Annotated in this window: 18 protein-coding genes, 1 tRNA gene, 1 other RNA gene and 1 other annotated feature; of the genes, 13 read left to right on the top strand and 7 right to left on the bottom strand. The window is 34.6% G+C overall.

What is annotated here, in order from left to right:
- Positions 1-24: 24 nt before the first annotated feature.
- Positions 25-984 carry a YaaC family protein gene (locus ABEY15_RS21835; RefSeq protein WP_429892148.1) on the bottom strand — a complete coding sequence of 320 codons (960 nt, stop codon included), beginning with the start codon at positions 982-984 and terminating at the stop codon, positions 25-27.
- A gap of 115 nt (positions 985-1,099) precedes the next feature.
- Here ABEY15_RS21835 and guaB point away from each other — a divergent pair, with 115 nt between their 5' ends.
- The 5 genes from guaB to serS all read left to right on the top strand — a co-directional run bounded on the left by guaB (position 1,100) and on the right by serS (position 7,240).
- Positions 1,100-2,563 (top strand): IMP dehydrogenase, encoded by a 1,464-nt coding sequence (gene guaB / locus ABEY15_RS21830; RefSeq protein WP_097978823.1) that lies wholly within the window; start codon positions 1,100-1,102, stop codon positions 2,561-2,563.
- Positions 2,564-2,738: 175 nt separating this feature from the next.
- Positions 2,739-4,004: a serine hydrolase gene (locus ABEY15_RS21825; RefSeq protein WP_429892149.1), complete on the top strand. Its 1,266-nt coding sequence runs from the start codon at positions 2,739-2,741 to the stop codon at positions 4,002-4,004.
- A 133-nt stretch (positions 4,005-4,137) separates the two neighbouring features.
- A complete protein-coding gene (pdxS, locus tag ABEY15_RS21820; protein WP_056471238.1) occupies positions 4,138-5,022 on the top strand; it encodes a pyridoxal 5'-phosphate synthase lyase subunit PdxS in 885 nt (294 codons plus the stop codon).
- Positions 5,023-5,034: 12 nt separating this feature from the next.
- Entirely contained in the window at positions 5,035-5,622 is a 588-nt protein-coding gene (gene pdxT, locus ABEY15_RS21815) for a pyridoxal 5'-phosphate synthase glutaminase subunit PdxT (RefSeq protein WP_429892147.1), read from the top strand.
- 50 nt (positions 5,623-5,672) lie between these two features.
- Positions 5,673-5,898: a binding site (T-box leader), on the top strand.
- A 67-nt stretch (positions 5,899-5,965) separates the two neighbouring features.
- Complete coding sequence (gene serS, locus ABEY15_RS21810) at positions 5,966-7,240, top strand: serine--tRNA ligase (RefSeq protein ID WP_098231020.1); 1,275 nt, start codon at positions 5,966-5,968, stop codon at positions 7,238-7,240.
- Between the two features lie 56 nt (positions 7,241-7,296).
- On the opposite strand, the gene cstA is transcribed toward serS, so the two are convergent.
- From cstA to ABEY15_RS21795, 3 genes are all read right to left on the bottom strand, one after another.
- Positions 7,297-9,090 (bottom strand): carbon starvation protein CstA, encoded by a 1,794-nt coding sequence (gene cstA, locus ABEY15_RS21805; RefSeq protein WP_429892146.1) that lies wholly within the window; start codon positions 9,088-9,090, stop codon positions 7,297-7,299.
- 135 nt (positions 9,091-9,225) lie between these two features.
- Positions 9,226-9,960: a LytR/AlgR family response regulator transcription factor gene (locus tag ABEY15_RS21800; protein WP_429892145.1), complete on the bottom strand. Its 735-nt coding sequence runs from the start codon at positions 9,958-9,960 to the stop codon at positions 9,226-9,228.
- A 3-nt stretch (positions 9,961-9,963) separates the two neighbouring features.
- Positions 9,964-11,715: a LytS/YhcK type 5TM receptor domain-containing protein gene (locus ABEY15_RS21795; RefSeq protein ID WP_429892144.1), complete on the bottom strand. Its 1,752-nt coding sequence runs from the start codon at positions 11,713-11,715 to the stop codon at positions 9,964-9,966.
- A gap of 230 nt (positions 11,716-11,945) precedes the next feature.
- On the opposite strand from ABEY15_RS21795, the gene ABEY15_RS21790 reads away from it, so the two are divergent.
- Positions 11,946-12,038 (top strand) — tRNA-Ser (locus ABEY15_RS21790).
- 199 nt (positions 12,039-12,237) lie between these two features.
- On the opposite strand, the gene ABEY15_RS21785 is transcribed toward ABEY15_RS21790, so the two are convergent.
- The 3 genes from ABEY15_RS21785 to ABEY15_RS21775 all read right to left on the bottom strand — a co-directional run bounded on the left by ABEY15_RS21785 (position 12,238) and on the right by ABEY15_RS21775 (position 14,250).
- Positions 12,238-12,912: a deoxynucleoside kinase gene (locus ABEY15_RS21785; RefSeq protein WP_056471221.1), complete on the bottom strand. Its 675-nt coding sequence runs from the start codon at positions 12,910-12,912 to the stop codon at positions 12,238-12,240.
- On the bottom strand, positions 12,909-13,550 hold the full coding sequence (locus ABEY15_RS21780; protein ID WP_429892143.1) for a deoxynucleoside kinase: 642 nt from the start codon (positions 13,548-13,550) through the stop codon (positions 12,909-12,911). Before ABEY15_RS21780 ends, ABEY15_RS21785 begins: the two co-directional genes overlap by 4 nt.
- Positions 13,551-13,656: 106 nt before the next feature.
- On the bottom strand, positions 13,657-14,250 hold the full coding sequence (locus ABEY15_RS21775; protein ID WP_429892142.1) for a cysteine hydrolase family protein: 594 nt from the start codon (positions 14,248-14,250) through the stop codon (positions 13,657-13,659).
- Between the two features lie 82 nt (positions 14,251-14,332).
- Between ABEY15_RS21775 and tadA the strand changes: the two genes are divergently transcribed.
- The 7 genes from tadA to ABEY15_RS21740 all read left to right on the top strand — a co-directional run bounded on the left by tadA (position 14,333) and on the right by ABEY15_RS21740 (position 18,558).
- Positions 14,333-14,806 carry a tRNA adenosine(34) deaminase TadA gene (tadA, locus tag ABEY15_RS21770; RefSeq protein WP_429892140.1) on the top strand — a complete coding sequence of 158 codons (474 nt, stop codon included), beginning with the start codon at positions 14,333-14,335 and terminating at the stop codon, positions 14,804-14,806.
- A gap of 84 nt (positions 14,807-14,890) precedes the next feature.
- Positions 14,891-15,155: signal recognition particle sRNA large type (gene ffs / locus ABEY15_RS21765), an RNA gene on the top strand.
- Between the two features lie 121 nt (positions 15,156-15,276).
- Positions 15,277-16,962, top strand: coding sequence for a DNA polymerase III subunit gamma/tau (gene dnaX / locus ABEY15_RS21760; RefSeq protein WP_429892139.1), 1,686 nt, complete (start codon positions 15,277-15,279; stop codon positions 16,960-16,962).
- 20 nt (positions 16,963-16,982) lie between these two features.
- Positions 16,983-17,309 (top strand): YbaB/EbfC family nucleoid-associated protein, encoded by a 327-nt coding sequence (locus ABEY15_RS21755; protein WP_429892138.1) that lies wholly within the window; start codon positions 16,983-16,985, stop codon positions 17,307-17,309.
- A 12-nt stretch (positions 17,310-17,321) separates the two neighbouring features.
- Positions 17,322-17,918, top strand: coding sequence for a recombination mediator RecR (recR, locus tag ABEY15_RS21750; RefSeq protein ID WP_056471203.1), 597 nt, complete (start codon positions 17,322-17,324; stop codon positions 17,916-17,918).
- A 23-nt stretch (positions 17,919-17,941) separates the two neighbouring features.
- Positions 17,942-18,169: a YaaL family protein gene (locus ABEY15_RS21745; protein ID WP_056471200.1), complete on the top strand. Its 228-nt coding sequence runs from the start codon at positions 17,942-17,944 to the stop codon at positions 18,167-18,169.
- A gap of 125 nt (positions 18,170-18,294) precedes the next feature.
- The gene (locus tag ABEY15_RS21740; RefSeq protein ID WP_175495675.1) at positions 18,295-18,558 is read left to right on the top strand and encodes a pro-sigmaK processing inhibitor BofA family protein; all 264 of its coding nucleotides are present in this window, start codon (positions 18,295-18,297) and stop codon (positions 18,556-18,558) included.
- The last annotated feature ends 174 nt before the right edge of the window (positions 18,559-18,732 follow it).

Genomic DNA, 18,732 nt, shown 5'->3' with positions numbered 1-18,732 from the left:
ATTAGGCTGATGTTTTTTTGTTTATTATGTCGTTAAAAAACGATGAATCAAATAAGGAATTTTTTGTTCTGTTGTTGTTAAAAATTGGTTTATTAAAGGATAATCATCAGTAGAATAAGTCTGTAAAAGTTCACACCACCAGTCAGTTTCATAGCGACAAATCATACTCAAGTTATATAAAAGTAAATAGTGGTAAAGAATTTCAGGTAATAATAAAAGCGCTTCCTTTTGTGATTTTATAAAATAACTTTGATTTAATATATTAAAATAAAATGGTGTTTTATTTAAAATTTTATCAGGAAAATTTGACTTAATTTTAATTTGCTTTTGATTCTGTTCAACAATTACAATATCTATTGAAGCTTGCTTTGATTGAAGAAATGAAATAAAACGTTCTGAAGTAAAATGATAGGATGACAAAATTTGCTCAGGTAGAGTGATTACATCATGATCAACAGTAGTTGGGAAAAATAAACTTCCTTTTTTGGTAATTTTAAGGACCTTATTTAATTCCGGTATTGATTGTAAAAGCTGAAGCATTGTAAACTTTTCGTTTTCTAAATTATTTAGATTAAATAATACTTTAGAAGCATGAGTAAATAATCCATTTTTTTGGATTTTAACTTCGTCATCAACAAAAGAGTATCCTACTTTTTTTATTTTTCTTGAGGTAACACCATGAGCCAGGATTGCAGTGGTACTTGGATAATCAGGATCTACTGTGAGTATGCAAGCTTTTAATAATTGTACGAGCCCATAAAACAGTAATGTAGGTTTTACATTAATTTGAGAATTTTGAGCTGCATGAAAATAACTTTTCCCATGCTCAATATAATATAAAAATGGATAAGCATTACGGAAAGCCTTTGTTTTTTGTTCCTTGGAATTAGTTCGTTCATATTTTGTTTGAAGGTAGTTTTTTGAATATTGCGCAGAGCTAAAATAACATAGCTCATCCCATACATTACTATACGAGTATAACATAAGAGAGGAACTCCTTATTAACTGAATATTTAAACATAATTTGACTTCCTTGACAGTGTTTTATCCTATTGTTAATCTACTAATAATATTTATACGTGTATAGGGGGGCTTTTTTATGTGGGAATCAAAATTCGTAAAAGAAGGACTTACTTTTGATGATGTATTACTAGTTCCAGCGAAATCTGAAGTACTTCCAAATCAAGTTGATGTAAGTGTGAGATTAACTGAAAAAATTCAATTAAATATTCCACTAATCAGCGCAGGGATGGATACAGTTACAGAAGCAGATATGGCCATTGCAATGGCTAGACAAGGTGGACTAGGTATCATCCACAAAAATATGTCAATTGAAGAGCAAGCTGAACAGGTAGACAAAGTAAAGCGTTCTGAAAGTGGTGTAATTGACGATCCATTCTTCTTAACACCATCTCATAAAGTAGCAGACGCTGAATATTTAATGGGTAAATATCGTATTTCAGGTGTACCAATCGTAAATGATACAGAAAATAGAAAATTAGTAGGTATTTTAACAAATCGTGATTTACGTTTTATTCAAGATTATTCAATTGTTATTTCAGATGTTATGACAAAAGAAAATCTAGTAACTGCTCCTGTTGGAACTACACTTGCAGAAGCAGAAAAAATTCTTCAAAAACATAAAATCGAAAAGCTACCCCTAGTGAATGAAGACGGTACTTTAAAGGGCCTAATTACAATTAAGGATATTGAAAAAGTAATCGAGTTTCCAAACTCAGCGAAAGATCAACAAGGACGATTACTTGTAGGTGCAGCTGTAGGAGTAACAAAAGATGCACTTCAAAGAGTAGAGTTATTAGTGAAAGCTAATGTCGATGTAATTGTAATTGATACAGCACATGGTCACTCTAAAGGTGTTATTGAAAAAGTAAAAGAAATCAGAAGTAGATTCCCAGAATTAGCAATAATCGCTGGTAATGTTGCAACAGGTGAAGCAACTAAAGAACTTATTGAAGCTGGAGCAGATATCGTAAAAGTTGGTATTGGACCAGGTTCTATCTGTACAACTCGAGTTGTTGCTGGAGTAGGTGTTCCTCAACTAACTGCGGTTTATGACTGTGCTTCTGTTGCTAGAGAGTACGGAGTTCCTATTATTGCAGATGGCGGTATTAAATACTCTGGAGATATCGTTAAAGCTCTTGCAGCTGGTGGACATGTAGTTATGTTAGGTAGTATGTTTGCTGGTGTACAAGAAAGCCCTGGTGAAACAGAAATCTTCCAAGGTAGACAATTTAAAGTATATCGAGGTATGGGTTCTGTTGGTGCAATGGAAAGAGGAAGTAAAGATCGTTATTTCCAAGAAGGTAATAAAAAACTAGTTCCTGAAGGTATCGAAGGACGTGTTCCATATAAAGGCCCATTAGCTGATACAGTTCACCAACTAATTGGTGGAATTAGAGCTGGTATGGGTTACTGTGGAACTGCTACACTAAATGAATTAAGAGATAACGCACAGTTTATTCGTATGTCTGGTGCTGGCTTACGTGAAAGTCATCCACACGATGTTCATATTACAAAAGAAGCACCAAATTACTCACTATAATAATTTAAGCAATGTACCTAGGGCAATTACAAGAAATTGTAGTTGCCTATTTTTTGGGAAATAATTGTGTTAAAATGTACAAGTGAGATTAAAGGTTGGAGGTAAAAAAGTGATTGGAAAGAAAATACTAACGAAATTAATCGTAATAGCATTAGCGATAACTATAATCATCCCAATGAATTTACGACCGGCTGCTGCAGAGGACGTTTTAGACATTAAAGCAAAAGCTGCAATTTTAGTTGATGCAAATTCAGGGAAAATATTATATGAAAAAAATTCAAAAGCTCCATTACCGATTGCAAGTATGTCTAAAATGATGACAGAATATCTAGTTAATGAAGCAGTAAAAAATGGGAAAATTTCTTGGGACGATAAAGTAACTGTTTCTGATTATGCTCATAAAATTTCTCAAAACACAGGATTATCTAACGTACCACTTGAATTAGGTGGTCAATATACAGTGAAAGAACTATATGAAGCAGCTGCTATTTATTCAGCAAACGGTGCGACAATTGCACTAGCAGAAAAAATTGGTGGATCAGAGAAAAACTTCGTCCAATTAATGAACGATAAAGCAAAGAAACTAGGCCTAGGAGACGTTAAGTTTGTTAATGCTACTGGTTTAGTAAATAAAGACTTACAAGGTATGCAACCAGAAGGAACTTCCCTTACTGATGAAAATATTATGTCAGCAAACGGTGTTGCTAAATTAGCATATAATCTAATTAAAACATATCCAGAAGTGCTTCAGACTTCTTCAATTCCAAAGAAAACATTCCAAAAGGGTGGAAAGTATCCAGTAAATATGGATAACTGGAACTGGATGTTACCAGGGTTAGTATTTCAGTACCCAGGTATGGATGGATTAAAAACGGGTTCAACAGATTCAGCAGGCTTCTGTTTTACTGGTACTGCTAAAAGAGATGGCCAACGTTATATTACAGTTGTAATGGGGGCAAATTCTTATAACTCAAGATTTAGTGAAACGGCTAAACTAATGGATTACGGTTTCAGTAACTTCGAAAAAGTTACATTAGTATCAAAAGGTCAAACAGTAAAAGGTAATAAAACAGTAAAAGTAGTTAAAGGTAAAGATAAAGAAGTAAAAGTAGTAGCAAAAGACGATGTTACTTTAGCTATAAAACGCGGTGAAGCTAAAAATTATAAAGCAACAGTCCAATTATCAGGTAAATCAATTGATAAAGATGGCAATATTAAAGCTCCAATTAAAAAAGGAACAAAGGTTGGACAAATTGTGGTTAAATCTTCAAAGAATGAAGATTTAGGATTTATCAATACTAATAATCAATCGTATGATTTAGTAGTTGATAAAAGTGTTGATAAAGCAAATTGGCTAGTTTTATCATTTAGAGGAATTGGATCATTTTTTGGGAATTTATGGGATAGTATCATAAGTGGAATTGGTGGTTTATTTAAATAAATTTCTATATAAATATATCAGTAATTGTTAAGTTGTCATTTTTTCAGTAAAATAAAGGTAAGGTAACTTTAACTAGGGGAAGAGAAATACTAAAATGTTACCAAGTAAGCTTTAATAATGGAGGGGCAAAACAATGAATTTAACAGGAACAGAACGTGTAAAACGCGGCATGGCAGAAATGCAAAAGGGCGGCGTTATTATGGACGTAGTAAATGCTGAGCAAGCTAAAATTGCAGAAGCTGCTGGTGCAGTAGCAGTAATGGCATTAGAAAAGGTACCATCTGACATTCGTGCAGCTGGTGGAGTAGCTCGTATGGCTGATACAAGTATTACTGAGGAGATTCTTAACGCTGTTAGTATTCCTGTAATGGCTAAAGCTCGTATTGGACATATCGTTGAAGCGCGTGTTTTAGAAGCAATGGGAGTAGATTACATCGATGAGAGTGAAGTATTATCTCCAGCAGATGATATCTTCCATATTAATAAATCTGATTACACTGTTCCATTCGTTTGTGGTTGCCGTAACTTAGGTGAAGCACTTCGTCGTATTGGTGAAGGCGCATCTATGCTACGTACAAAAGGTGAGCCAGGTACTGGAAACATTGTAGAAGCAGTACGTCACTTACGCCAAATTAACGGAGAAATCCGCAAAGTAGTTGGTTTATCTCGTGATGAATTAATGGTTGAAGCTAAAAACCTTGGCGCTCCATTCGAATTATTACTTCAAATTAAAGAGCTTGGTCGTTTACCAGTTGTTAACTTTGCGGCTGGCGGCGTAGCAACACCTGCAGACGCAGCTTTAATGATGGAATTAGGAGCTGACGGTGTATTCGTAGGATCTGGTATCTTCAAGTCAGAAAACCCTGAGAAATTTGCTCGTGCGATTGTACAAGCTACTACTCACTATCAAGATTATGAATTAATCGCTAACCTTTCTAAAAACTTAGGTCCTGCTATGAAAGGTATCGATATGAGACAACTTGCTGCAGCAGATCGTATGCAAGATCGTAGCATTTAAGTTGGTGAATTTATGAAAATAGGTGTATTAGCATTACAAGGTGCAGTTCAAGAACATATAAATGCTATTAAAGCATGTGGTGCTGAAGCTGTTATCGTGAAACGTGTAGAACATTTAGATGGACTTAATGGTATTGTATTACCTGGTGGAGAGAGCACTGCAATGCGTAAGTTGCTTGATCATGTCGGGTTATTAGAACCATTAAAAGAGAAAATCGAAAATGGTTTACCAGCATTCGGTACATGTGCAGGCATGATCTTACTTTCAAAAGAGATTGCAAATGATGACACGGTTCATCTAGGAGTTATGGATATGGTAGCTGAACGTAATGCTTATGGTAGACAAGTGGATAGTTTTGAAGTAAACATCCCAATTAAAGGTGTATGTGAAGACTACCCAGCTGTATTTATCAGAGCACCATTTATTCGTTCAGTATCAGGTGATGCAGAGGTTATTGCAGAACATGATGGTAATATTGTAGCGGTTAGACAAAATCACATGTTAGCAGCATCTTTCCATCCCGAATTAACGAGTGATTACCGTTTTATGAATTACTTTGTAGAGATGGTTAAGGAAAAAAGTGCAAATTTAAGTATGTAACTATTGAAAAAAGTAAAAGCTTATAGTAAATTATTATATAATTTAAATTGTTTAAAGCGATGAAAGAAAATAGTAGCAAGTTCTAAATTTATAGAGAGTCGGTGGTTGGTGCAAACCGATAATGAAGACTTGTGAATCCATTCTTGAGTGGGTTGCGGAATGCTGTACAGCTAGTAAGTAACCCCGGTACTATAGTCCGTTAACTATACTAAGGTGGAAGGATTATTTATTAATTCTTCAATTAGGGTGGCAACGCGGGTAGCTCTCGTCCCTTTTATGGGATGAGGGCTTTTTTGTATTTATTTTTATCCTTTAGACATTAAAAGAATAGGAGGAATTAAAAATGTTAGACATTAAATTATTACGTAGTAATTTTGAAGATGTTAAAGCAAAACTTCAGTTACGTGGTGGCGACATAAGCTATATCGAAAAATTCGAGGACTTAGATTTAAACCGTAGAGAATTACTTGTTCAGGTTGAAGGGTTAAAAAGCCGACGTAATGAAGTTAGCCAAGAAATTAGTGTATTAAAACGTGAGAAAAAAGATGCAGAAGCACTAATTGTTGAGATGAGAGAAGTTGGAGATAAAATTAAAGCTCTAGATGAAGAGATTAGAACTTTAGAAGAACAACTAGATGCTATTTTATTTACAATTCCAAACTTAGTTAGTGATTCAGTACCAGTTGGATTAACAGAAGACGATAATGTTGAAATTCGTAGAATAGGTGAGGTTCGTACATTTGATTTTGAACCAAAGGCACATTGGGACTTAGGTGTTGATCTAGACATTTTAGACTTCGAACGTGGAGCAAAAGTAACTGGTAGCCGTTTTACTTTCTATAAAGGCTTAGGAGCTAGACTTGAACGTGCTTTAATCAGCTTTATGTTAGATCTTCATACAGAGGAGCACGGATACACTGAGGTACTACCTCCAAACCTTGTAAATCGTGCTAGCATGATTGGTACAGGACAATTACCAAAATTTGAAGAAGACGCATTCCGTATCGAGAAAGAAGACTTTTTCTTAGTACCTACTGCAGAAGTACCTGTAACAAACTATCACCGTGACGAAATTCTTGATGCTGCTCAATTACCGATTGCATATACTGCATATAGTGCATGTTTCCGTTCTGAGGCGGGTTCTGCTGGTCGTGACACACGAGGATTAATTCGCCAGCATCAATTTAATAAAGTTGAACTAGTGCGCTTTGTAAAACCTGAAGATTCTTATATTGAGTTAGAAAAATTAACAGGTCAAGCTGAAAAAGTTCTTCAATTATTAGGATTACCATACCGTGTCATTACATTATGTGCTGGAGATATTGGATTTTCTTCTGCAAAAACGTATGACATTGAAGTTTGGTTACCAAGCTATGATGCATACAAAGAAATTTCTTCTTGTAGTAACTTTGAGGCGTTCCAAGCAAGAAGAGCGAATATACGCTTCAGACGTGATCCAAAAGGAAAACCAGAATTTGTTCATACTTTAAACGGCTCTGGTCTTGCAATTGGACGTACGGTTTCTGCAATTTTAGAAAACTACCAACAAGCAGATGGCTCAGTAATTATTCCTGAAGTTCTTCGTCCGTATATGGGTGGAAAAGAAGTAATTAAATAACTAAAAAAAGCAGATGATATTTGAGAAATGATTCTCAGGTCCATCTGCTTTTATATTTAGATCGTTTTAACATTAATTTTATAATTAGGAGTGTTCCACAATTCCATCCATTTCTTAATAGCTGATATTAAAATTACGACGCCTAAAACTAACATAATGATAGATAAGACACCATTTAACATACTATAACCGGCTGCATTATGGTTTAGATAAACATTTTTGATCATCCAGTATCCTGCATAGTTTACAGTGATGAATAGATAGGCAAGAGGAATCAAACAGGTAAGCACATACCAACGTTTATCAGCTATCTTTAATAGCACTGTTGTCCCAATGATTAATCCAATAGAAGCCATTAATTGATTAGATACTCCAAATAAAGCCCAGATTGATCCGATATCCCCTGAAAATAAGAGATATCCCCACATAAAGCATGCTAGCGCACTAGCAAAAATTGATCCTGGTATCCAATCTGTCTTCTTCAATGGTTTATAATATTCACCAAAGAAGTCTTGAATTAAATATCGTGCTACTCGAGTTCCAGCGTCAATTGCTGTTAAAATAAACACCGCTTCGAACATAACAACAAATTGGAAGAAATATGATGCTAAGTGACTAAACCAAGGGATAGATGTAAATATGTACGTCATACCGACTGCTAATGTAACGGCTCCACCAGTACGCCCTTCTAGACTTAATCCAATTTCTTTACTAAGTTCCGGTAAGTGGACAACATTCATTCCTAACGTTTTAAAAACTTCTGGAGTAGAGTTTATTGCAAAGTAGTCTGCTGGCTGAAGTGCAGTAGCAGCGATTAAAGCCATAATACCTACTAAACATTCAACTAGCATTGCACCGAATCCTACAACCTTTATATCGCTCCATCGATCAAGCATTTTTGGTGTTGTACCAGAGCCTACAAATGCGTGAAAACCTGAGATTGCTCCACATGCAATTGTAATTGAAATAAATGGCCAAACTGGGCCGGCTAAAATGGGTCCTCCGCCGTTAACAAATTTAGTTACAGTCGGAAATTGGATGGATGGATTGATAATAAATACCCCAATAATGAGGGCGATAAATACACCGATTTTCATAAAACTACTTAAATAATCACGAGGTGCCAGTAGAAGCCATACTGGTAAAGCGGCGGCAAAAAACGCATAGATAGGTAGTATGATTGCCAAAGTTCTCGTATCGAATGTTAAAAAATCACCTATAGCAGTTTCTTGTATTGTCGGTCCCAGAAAGACTCCAACCATTAGTAATATAAATCCAATCGTTGAAGCTAATTTTAAATTGCCAGTTTTTTTATAAAGTAGACCAACACCCATCGCAATTGGTATTGTGATTCCAACTGCAAATGTCCCCCATGGATTATTTTCAAGCGCATGTAGAACAACCATTGAAAGTCCTGCCATTGTAATTGTTATAATGAAAAGCATAGCTAGTCCCGTACAGAATCCTGCAACTGGTCCAAGCTCTTCTTTTGCTACTTCTGATAGCGACTTTCCTTTCTTTCTCATCGAAGCATATAAAACAACAGCATCATGCACTGCTCCGCCGATTACAGCACCAATTAAAAGCCATAATAGGCCTGGAAGGTAACCAAATTGAGCGGCCAAAATTGGACCAACTAGAGGGCCAGCTGCTGCGATTGCAGCAAAGTGATGACCAAAGGAAATCCATTTGTTAGTAGGAACATAATCCTTACCATCATTTAACTCATGTGCTGGGGTAGGAATAGAATCATTTAACTTAAGTACCTTCACAGCCATAAATGTTCCGTATAGACGATATGCAATCATCAAAATACACATAGAAGCAATAACAATTGTAACCGCATTCATTTTATTTAATAAGCCTCCCTTGCTTGTTTTAATTTACACTCATTTTACTTTATGAAAATTAAATTTTTGAATTTTCAATGTAAGATGCAATAAAAATAGGTTGAGAAGCATGAATGGATTATTGAAATACAAGCTTTATAAATTAAAAAGTTGTTTAAGTTCCTTTGTGTACGTCCGGCTAACAGGTACTTTTTCACCATCATTCATAATTAAATTATATGTGGAATTAAACCAAGGCTGGATTTCAATGATTTTATCTAAATTGACAATATAGCTCCGATGGACACGGGTAAATGATGTATTTTGTAGCTTTCGCTCTAAATTGATTAAAGGCTCATTTATTCGATAAGTCATCTTATCAGTAACAACACTTGTTTTACCTTCTTGTGTAAAAATGTAGATGATCTCTTCGAACGTTATTAAAAGAATTCTTTCATCAACTGAAATAGCCAATCTATCTTGTTTTAAAAGAGGGGGATTCTTTTTTAGCTCAGTCTTAATAGATTTCATACTTAGCTTTGCTAATTTTTCAATAGTCTTTTGAATTCTTATTTCATCAAATGGTTTTAAAATATAATCAATCGCAAGTAAATCGAATGCATTTAAAGCATACTCATCATAAGCTGTTGCAAAGACGATTGCTGGTTGATGGCTGAGATCCTGCAGTTTTTGTGCTAATTCTAATCCACTTTCATCAGCTAACTGGATATCTAAAAATACAACGTCGACTTCTTCTAGGTGAATGAAATCCAATGTACTTCTAATTGAGTCCGCTTCACCGACTATTTCGACTTCCTTGCTTCTTTTTAGTAAATAAGCAAGTTCGTCTCTTGCTAATGGTTCATCATCTACAATTAGTGCCTTAAACATTATTTATCCCTCCATTACTTCTTGCATTAATGGGATTCTTATCGATACTTTCGTTCCAGTGTTCAGTTCGGATTTTATTTGAAAATATTCTTTTTCCCCGTAAATTTCTTCAATTCGTTTTTTTATATTCCATAACGCTGTTCCAGTTCCCTCTTTAGACTGTATTGTTTCGTTCCCAATTGTATTTAGTAACTCTGGCGAAATCCCCTTGCCATTATCTTCGGTAATGAGAATCATATCATTATTGAATTCATATGCTTGCACAGTTACCTTTAATTTCTTTTCCTTTGAAAATGCATGTCGAATCGAATTCTCTATAAGTGGTTGAAGTGTAAAAGGGGGGATTTGAACCGTTTTTAAATGAGGTTCTATTTGGAACTCAACATGGAATTTAGAAGGAAACCTAGTTTGTTCAATGGTTAAATATGCTTCTACATGTTCTAATTCCTTTTCTAAAGTGACTAAGGTCTGCCTTGCCCCTTGTAAGTTATTTCGAAAAAAAGTACTTAAATGGATTAGTAATTTTCTAGCTTGATCAGCATCTGTTCTAATTAAACTTGAAATTGTATTTAAAGAGTTGAACAGGAAGTGGGGATGCATTTGTGCTTGTAATGCTTTTATTTCAGCATCTTTCACTAATTTTCGCTGTAGTTCGGCCTCTGCTAATTCCAATTGGGTAGAAAAAAGTTTAGATAATCCGTCTGCTAGTTCTTTCTCAACTTTGTCTAGCTTGTTGGAATCTGTGTAATATAGCTTTAAGGATCCAACTGTTTTACTTAAAGCCTTTAACGGTAATACAATAGCCGCACTTAGAGGGCAATCCTTATGGAAACATTGAATTTCATCTTTTGAAGTAGCAATAATAATTTTTCCTTCTTTTAAAGCCTTCTTGGTTAGTTTTGTTGCTAAGCTATTCATTGGTTCATGGTGATCTGAACCTGCACCCACGTGAGCAAGTACGCTTTTGTGATCAGTAATCGAAATTGCATCTGCCTTGGTTAATTTAAAAATAATTCTTGCCGCTTCATTACTAGAATGAGGGGTTAGTCCCTGTCTAAAAAATGGTAAAGTTTGCTCTGCAATATATAGGGCTTTGTTTGTTTGAAGCGCACGCGTTTTTTCTTCTTCCTGCAAAATATTTTGGATGATTAATATAAATATTAGTGTTCCAAAACCATTTATTAGAATCATTGGAAGAGCAATTACTTCAACAAGATGAAGAGCGGCCCAAAATGGTTTTGCAATTAAAAGAATAATCCCCATTTGAACACATTCCATAATTATTCCAATCGATACTACACTCCAAAGGGATTTGTTTTTCTGTATCCCGAATCTTTTTCTAAGTAGTCCTGTAACAACTCCCGCAACGATTGTAGAAATGGCACATGCATATGCAGTAAATCCGCCTAATGTTAGACGGTGTAAGCCTGCTATTAATCCGACTCCTAAGCCAACAATCGGGCCACCAATTAGACCGCCAATGGCTACACCCATAATTCTTGTATTTGCAATTGCATTATTACTTGCTACATTAAAGTGCCATGACTGAGACATAATTGACTCATGATAAATATGAACTCCAGTATAATTACTAATTACACCAAAGGCGCCAAATATAACAATTAGGATCATTTTTGCACCAAAGGAGTGTTCATTTTGAATGATTTGTCTAAATGACTTCATCCTTGAAAGTAAAAAGGCGAGTATAACGAGTATACCCACTCGTTCCAGCATAAGTGGTATTAATTCAAACATTTCTTTCTCCTTAAAAATTTCTAATGTTTTTAAATGGTAGTACCATTATAAATACAAATGAATTTTCTGTATATTTTTTCTACTCACATAAAAGGTGTATATTTTAATAGTTTGATGAGGGTAATACTTGTTGGAAAAAGGTTATTTTTATTTCACAAAAAAAATGTATTTTTTTTAGAAGAATGCTTGACCTTATTTTTTTCGTATGGTATTATAAATCTTGTCAATACGGAGTAATACCCAAGTCTGGCTGAAGGGATCGGTCTTGAAAACCGACAGGGGTGTAACAGCCCGCGGGGGTTCGAATCCCTCTTACTCCTCCATTTTTTAAAAATTAAAAGAGTGCATATATATTGAAAACTCGTTACATTATTGTAACGAGTTTTTTGTTTGTTTATTTTGGCCTATACGGTCATACGACAAAGAAAAAGCTGCAAACTGTATCATGTAAAGTTTGCAGCTTTTATATATATATATTTACAAATTATGATGAATGTCTCACTTTAAAAACACATTCTACTATTATCTAGATTTCATATATTTTTGTGAATGATTTAGTACGTTTCCAATTTTCTTAACGATTTCTTCTACAGAAGATTCATTTTTAATTAAATCATACTCGCTAATACTTAAACGAAGTACAGGACATGCGTTAAAGTTATTAATCCAGTTTTCGTAACGTGTATTCATTTCTTTCCAATATTCAATAGGAGTTTGTTGCTCCATTGGGCGTCCACGCTCTTTAATTCGCTCAACAACTTCATCGAATGTTCCTTCTAAGTAAATTAATAAATCAGGAGCTGGGAAATAAGGTGACATTACCATAGCATCAAAAAGGCTAGTATATGTTTCGTAGTCTACTTCACTCATCGTTCCTTTTTCGTAATGCATTTTCGCAAAGATGCCAGTATCCTCATAAATTGAACGGTCTTGTATAAATCCACCGCCGTATTCAAACATTCTTTTTTGTTCTTTGAATCGCTCTGCTAAGAAGTATATTTGTAAATGGAAGCTCCAACGAGCAAAATCTTGATAAAATTTATCTAGGTATGGGTTTGTATCTACTTTTTCAAATGATGTACGAAAGTTTAGCGCATCTGCAAGTGCATTGGTCATAGTAGATTTTCCTACACCTACTGTCCCAGCAATTGTAATAACTGCATCGTTTCGTATTCCGTATTTTTCACGTAAATTCATATACTTCTTAGCTCCTTTTGTAAGGTGTTTTCTAACGATTCTAGTATCATCGTTAAATCTCTCGGGTTATTAACGAAGTCAATTTGATCACCGTCAAATTTTAGTACTGGAATTTCAGGGTATTTAGCTTGAAATTCTTTCATGTGTGTCTCGTAATCTTCAATTAACTGAAGTAAGTACTGGTCCTCGATCAATTGTTCGAATTCTCTACCGCGGAGTTGAATACGCTTTTGTAGCGTCTCAAGGCTTGCCGTTAAGTAAATAACCACATTTGGTTTTGGCATATCCTCAGTTAATATTTGATATATTTTTAAATATTTATCATGCTGCTTGTCTTTTAATGTTCTGCTAGCAAAAATTAAATTCTTAAGGATGTGGTAGTCTGCAACCACTGGAATCGATTTATTAAGAAACATTCTGTCTATATCTTCTAATTGTTTAAATCGATTACAAAGGAAAAACATTTCTGTTTGGAAACTCCACTCTTCAATGTCCGTATAAAACTTACCCAAAAAAGGATTTTCATCTACAATTTCTTTTAATAGTTCATAATGAAAGTGTTCAGAGATCGCTTTGGATAGAGATGTTTTTCCGACACCAATTGGTCCTTCTACTGTTATAAAAGGTACACGTATCATCTCTTGTCCTCCTTACTAGTCAAATTCCGTATCATACTCAAAAAACATACAGAAACTATTTTAACATACTGTAGTCAGGCGGAATACCATTTTAAAATTTTTCCAATTACTGATAATTGTTGTTCACTAAATGATTGATCATTTCTTCGATTTCCTGAGTTTGAATAACCGTTGCATTTAATATATCTTTCATCATATAGATTGCAACCTTCTCATCATAATCAGTAACCGAGGAAATTGCATCTTGAGGTATAATTAAGTTATAATCCCGCATAAATGCATCATTTGCTGTAAAAAGTACACAACGATTACCTGCAACACCTACAATAACCAAATGGGTAATGTTTAATTTTTTAAGTAGTTGATCTAAATTTGTTAAGTAAAAACCTGAGTAGTTAGGCTTAAAGATAAAATAATCTTCCTCGTTTGGTTTTATATTTTTTATTAAGTCGTAACTTAGAGGGTTTAGACAATGTTTAATAAGTTTTTCTTGAGTTGGGTTTTCGACTTTATAGTAATCATTAACATATATAGTAGGAAGCTTTTTGTTTTTAAAAATGTCTCTAATGTAATTTATTTTCGGAACCATATGGATTGATTTTTCCGCAAGAACACTTCCATGTTTAAATGTAAATGAGTTGATTAAATCGACAATTAATAATGCAGGCAACTGCTTGTCTTTTTGATATGAAGAATTCAATCGGCTTCACTCCAATCTATGTTTAGTTTATCTACTCGTAAAAAGAATATTTGTTTGTTAAAGAAATAAAGAGGTGTAAAGTTTGAATAAAGATGAGTTTTATATGAAGTTGGCAATAGAGGAAGCACTAAAAGCACAGCAAATAGGGGAAGTACCTATTGGAGCTGTATTGGTTTACAACGACCAAGTCATTGCAAGAGGTTATAATTTACGTGAAACAAAACAAACAGCTTTAGGTCACGCAGAAATGAGTACAATAGAAGATGCGTGTAAAGTCATTGATTCTTGGCGATTAGAGGAAACAACTCTATATGTAACGCTGGAACCTTGTCCGATGTGTGCGGGTGCCATCATTCAATCAAGAATTCCAAGAGTCGTTTACGGTGCAAAAGACCCGAAGGCAGGTTGTGGAGGATCAATATATAATCTTTTGCAAGAAGATCGTTTTAATCATCGCTGTGAAGTTAGTTCGGGTATCTTAGAAGAAGAATGTGGTAAATTATTAACGGATTTCTTTAGAGAGTTGCGATCTAGAAAGAAAAATTTACCTTCATAAGGACAAGGATTGATTTTTTATTTAGGTTCGTATATACTTTAACTACCGCTTCAATCAGCGGTTTAAAATTAGGTTTTAACTTTGCCGTGCTAGGTGGGGAGGTAGCGGTGCCCTGTACTCGCAATCCGCTCTAGCGAGACTGAATTCCACTCCGAGGTGTATCTATTTCAGGGTCTGCCTTAAATAAGTGGTGTTGACGTCTGGGTCCTACGCAACGAGAACTCATGAACCTTGTCAGGTCCGGAAGGAAGCAGCAATAAGTGAGCCATCTCGTGTGCCGTAGGGGTGCCTGGGCCGAGCTAACTGTTTAAGTAACGCCTGGGGTAGTGCATCGACGAGTGGTGCACGGCAGTAACTTTATAAAAACTCACTCAATTTCGAGTGAGTTTTTTTGTTTTCTTTAAAATATTTTCCATGAAATCATTACATAGGGTATAATAATGATGACTTTGTAAGAAGGAGGAAACCAATTGACTTATCAAGCATTATATCGTTTGTGGAGACCGCAGCAATTTAAAGATGTCGTGGGTCAAGATCACATTATACGAACGTTACAAAACTCCCTTCTTCAGCAAAAAGTATCACATGCCTATTTATTTACAGGTCCGCGTGGAACAGGTAAAACGAGTACAGCAAAAATCTTTGCAAAAGCTTTAAATTGTGAACATGCACCTACTAATGAACCTTGTAATGAGTGTGCCATTTGTAAAGGAATTACTGATGGATCAATTTCAGATGTAATTGAGATTGATGCTGCATCAAACAATGGTGTAGATGAAATACGAGATATTCGAGAAAAAGTTAAATATGCTCCTTCTGTAGGCAAATTTAAAGTGTACATAATAGATGAGGTCCATATGTTATCAATAGGGGCTTTTAATGCATTATTAAAAACATTAGAAGAGCCTCCAAGTCACGTTATCTTTATATTAGCTACTACTGAACCACATAAAATACCATTGACGATTCTATCAAGATGTCAACGTTTTGATTTTCATAAGATAAGTGCTCAAACGATTTCAGATCGATTGACAGTTGTTCTGGATCATCAACAAACAGCAATTGAACCAGAAGCTTTGATGATGTTATCTCGTGCAGCTGAAGGTGGAATGAGGGATGCACTAAGCATTCTGGATCAAGCTATCTCATATAGCGATGAATCGATTTCATTAGACGATGTTTTAGCGGTAACAGGCACAGTGGCTCAAGAACGTTTAATATCCGTTGTTTCAGCAATAATAGATGGTAATGTGTCAGTTTGTTTGACTAATATTGAAGAATTATTAAATCAAGGCAAAGATCCAGTTCGATTTATAGAAGATTTAACAGTTTATTATCGAGATATTCTATTATATAGGCATTCACCAAGTACGATTGAATTACTTGAGAGAGCAACAGTAAGTGATCGATTTAAAGAGCTTTGCGATGCATACAATGATGAGTTAGTTTATCAGATTATCGCTTCATTAAGTAAAAGTCAGCAAGAAATGAAATGGACTAATCATCCGAGAGTTTTACTTGAGGTAGCAATTGTACAACTTTGTCAAAAAGCTTCCATGAGCGGTATGGGTAAAAAACAGGACGAGCTGACACCATTAATTAATAAAATTAACGCTCTTGAAAAAGAAGTGAAATTTTTAAAGGAAAATGGTATTACAGTAAGTGGAACGAATGATTCCTCTGCTAGTCCAAAACCAAAATCGACTACATCTCGTTCGAAAATACCAAGCAGTTTAATACAAGGTGTATTAAGAGCTGCTTCTAAACCAGAAAAAAATAAAGTTTTAGCAGTTTGGACATCACTTCAAGATCAATTAAGGCAACAAAATAAGGTTTCTACTGCGACACTAGTATCATATGGTGAAGTTGTGGCAGCTTCTTCTGAACAGTGTATTGTTGCTTTTAAATCAGAGACAATCTGTGATTTAATCAATAATAATGGTGAACAAGAGCACTTAACAACGATTAATGAAACATTATCAAATTTATTAGGTTCAGAAATGAGTATGTTAGCAATTCCCGAAGAAGATTGGAGATCGACTAGGGATTCATTTTTAAATACAACAAAACAAAAAGAGACTTCAACAGAAGTTTCACCAATTGTACAAGAGGCAATCAATCTTGTTGGTGAAGATTTAGTAATTATTAAAGAATAACTATATTGGAGGAAATGAAAATGATGCGTGGCGGAATGGGCAATATGAATAATATGATGAAACAAATGCAAAAAATGCAAAAACAAATGGAGCAAGCACAAAATGAATTAAATGAACGTACATTTGTTGGTACAGCTGGTGGTGGAATGGTAACTGTTACAGCTAATGGATTAAAACAAATTGTTGAAGTTACTATTAAGGAAGAAGTAGTAGATCCAGAAGATATTGATATGCTACAAGATTTAGTTTTAACTGCAACTAATGATGCTATTAAACAAATTGAAGATGCAACAGCTAAAACAATGGGGCAGTTTACTAAAGGAATGAATATTCCAGGATTATTTTAAAGGGTAAGACAAATGCATTACCCTGAGCCGATATCCAAATTAATAGATAGTTTTATGAAATTGCCAGGGATTGGTCCCAAGACGGCCGTTCGACTGGCGTTTTTTATGTTAGATATGAAGCAAGACGACGTGTTAGACTTTGCAAAATCAATGATAGATGCGAAAAGAAAACTACTTTACTGTTCAGAATGTGGTCATATAACTGACCAAGACCCTTGTTATATTTGTAGTGATCAACATCGAGACCGATCTACGATATGCGTAGTGCAAGATACGAAAGATGTTATTGCTATGGAAAAAATGAGAGAATATCAAGGTTTATATCATGTACTTCATGGTGCAATTTCTCCTATGGAGGGAGTAGGACCAGAAGACATTAAAATTATGGAATTATTGAGCAGACTAAAAGATGATGTAGTTCAAGAAATTATTTTAGCTACCAACCCGAATATAGAGGGTGAAGCAACTGCTATGTATATTTCTAGGCTATTAAAATCTACGGGTATAAAAATTACTCGAATCGCACATGGTCTACCTGTAGGCGGAGACTTAGAATATGCAGATGAGGTTACACTCTCGAAAGCTCTGGAAGGTAGAAGAGAACTTTAGAAACTGATTAATGGAGAGAGACCATGGGTTTTTTTCGAAAAAAAGGAAAGATTCGTAAAGAATTTGATGAAAAGTTAGTTGATAGACTACATGACTACAAAGACATTTACTTAAGTCAGGTGGAGTTAATGGAAAGAAGTGTGGATCCACCAGATGATCTATTAATCCATGTTAAGCTTTACCAAGCTAAATATTTCTTCTTATTAAAAGAAGCAAAGGCTAGAAATGTTTTAATAACAAAAATGAAATAGATAAAAGAGTTTATTGTTTAGGCAATAGGCTCTTTTTTATTAATACTTTTTGTCATTGATTAGTTCATTTTCTCATACAATCTTAGTAAAAGGTGTACAAGTTATATGAGGGGAGTTTTTTTGTGGTGAATAGTATTATTATGATTTCAGTTGTATTGTTTGTAATCTTATTTCTATTATTAGTAGGTCTACCAGTTAAAGCTTTAAAACTAATTAGCAAATACGTACTAAGAGGCATTGTATGTGTCATGATTGTATTTATACTAAACTATGCTTTAGCTTCGAATAATTTTCATATTCCTATTAATACAGTTACTTGTGCATTCTTAAGTGTATTAGGTGTTCCAGGTATTGTAGCGTTAAGTGTAATTGGTATTTATATCGTTTAAAAAAATATATAAAAAAAGTTTTAAAAAACTGTTGACCATTTATCGAGGGGATGTTATATTTATATACGTCGCTGATGGCGATAACAAAAAAAGAAAAAAACAACTGTTGACAGATTTTGTCGAAAGTGATAAACTGATTAAGTTGTTAAAAAACAAGATGATCTTTGAAAACTA

This window comes from Gottfriedia acidiceleris (assembly GCF_050457485.1).
Classification (GTDB): domain Bacteria; phylum Bacillota; class Bacilli; order Bacillales; family Bacillaceae_G; genus Gottfriedia; species Gottfriedia acidiceleris_D.
Note: the sequence above shows the minus strand (reverse complement) of the source record. Positions and strands in the feature narration are given on the sequence as shown.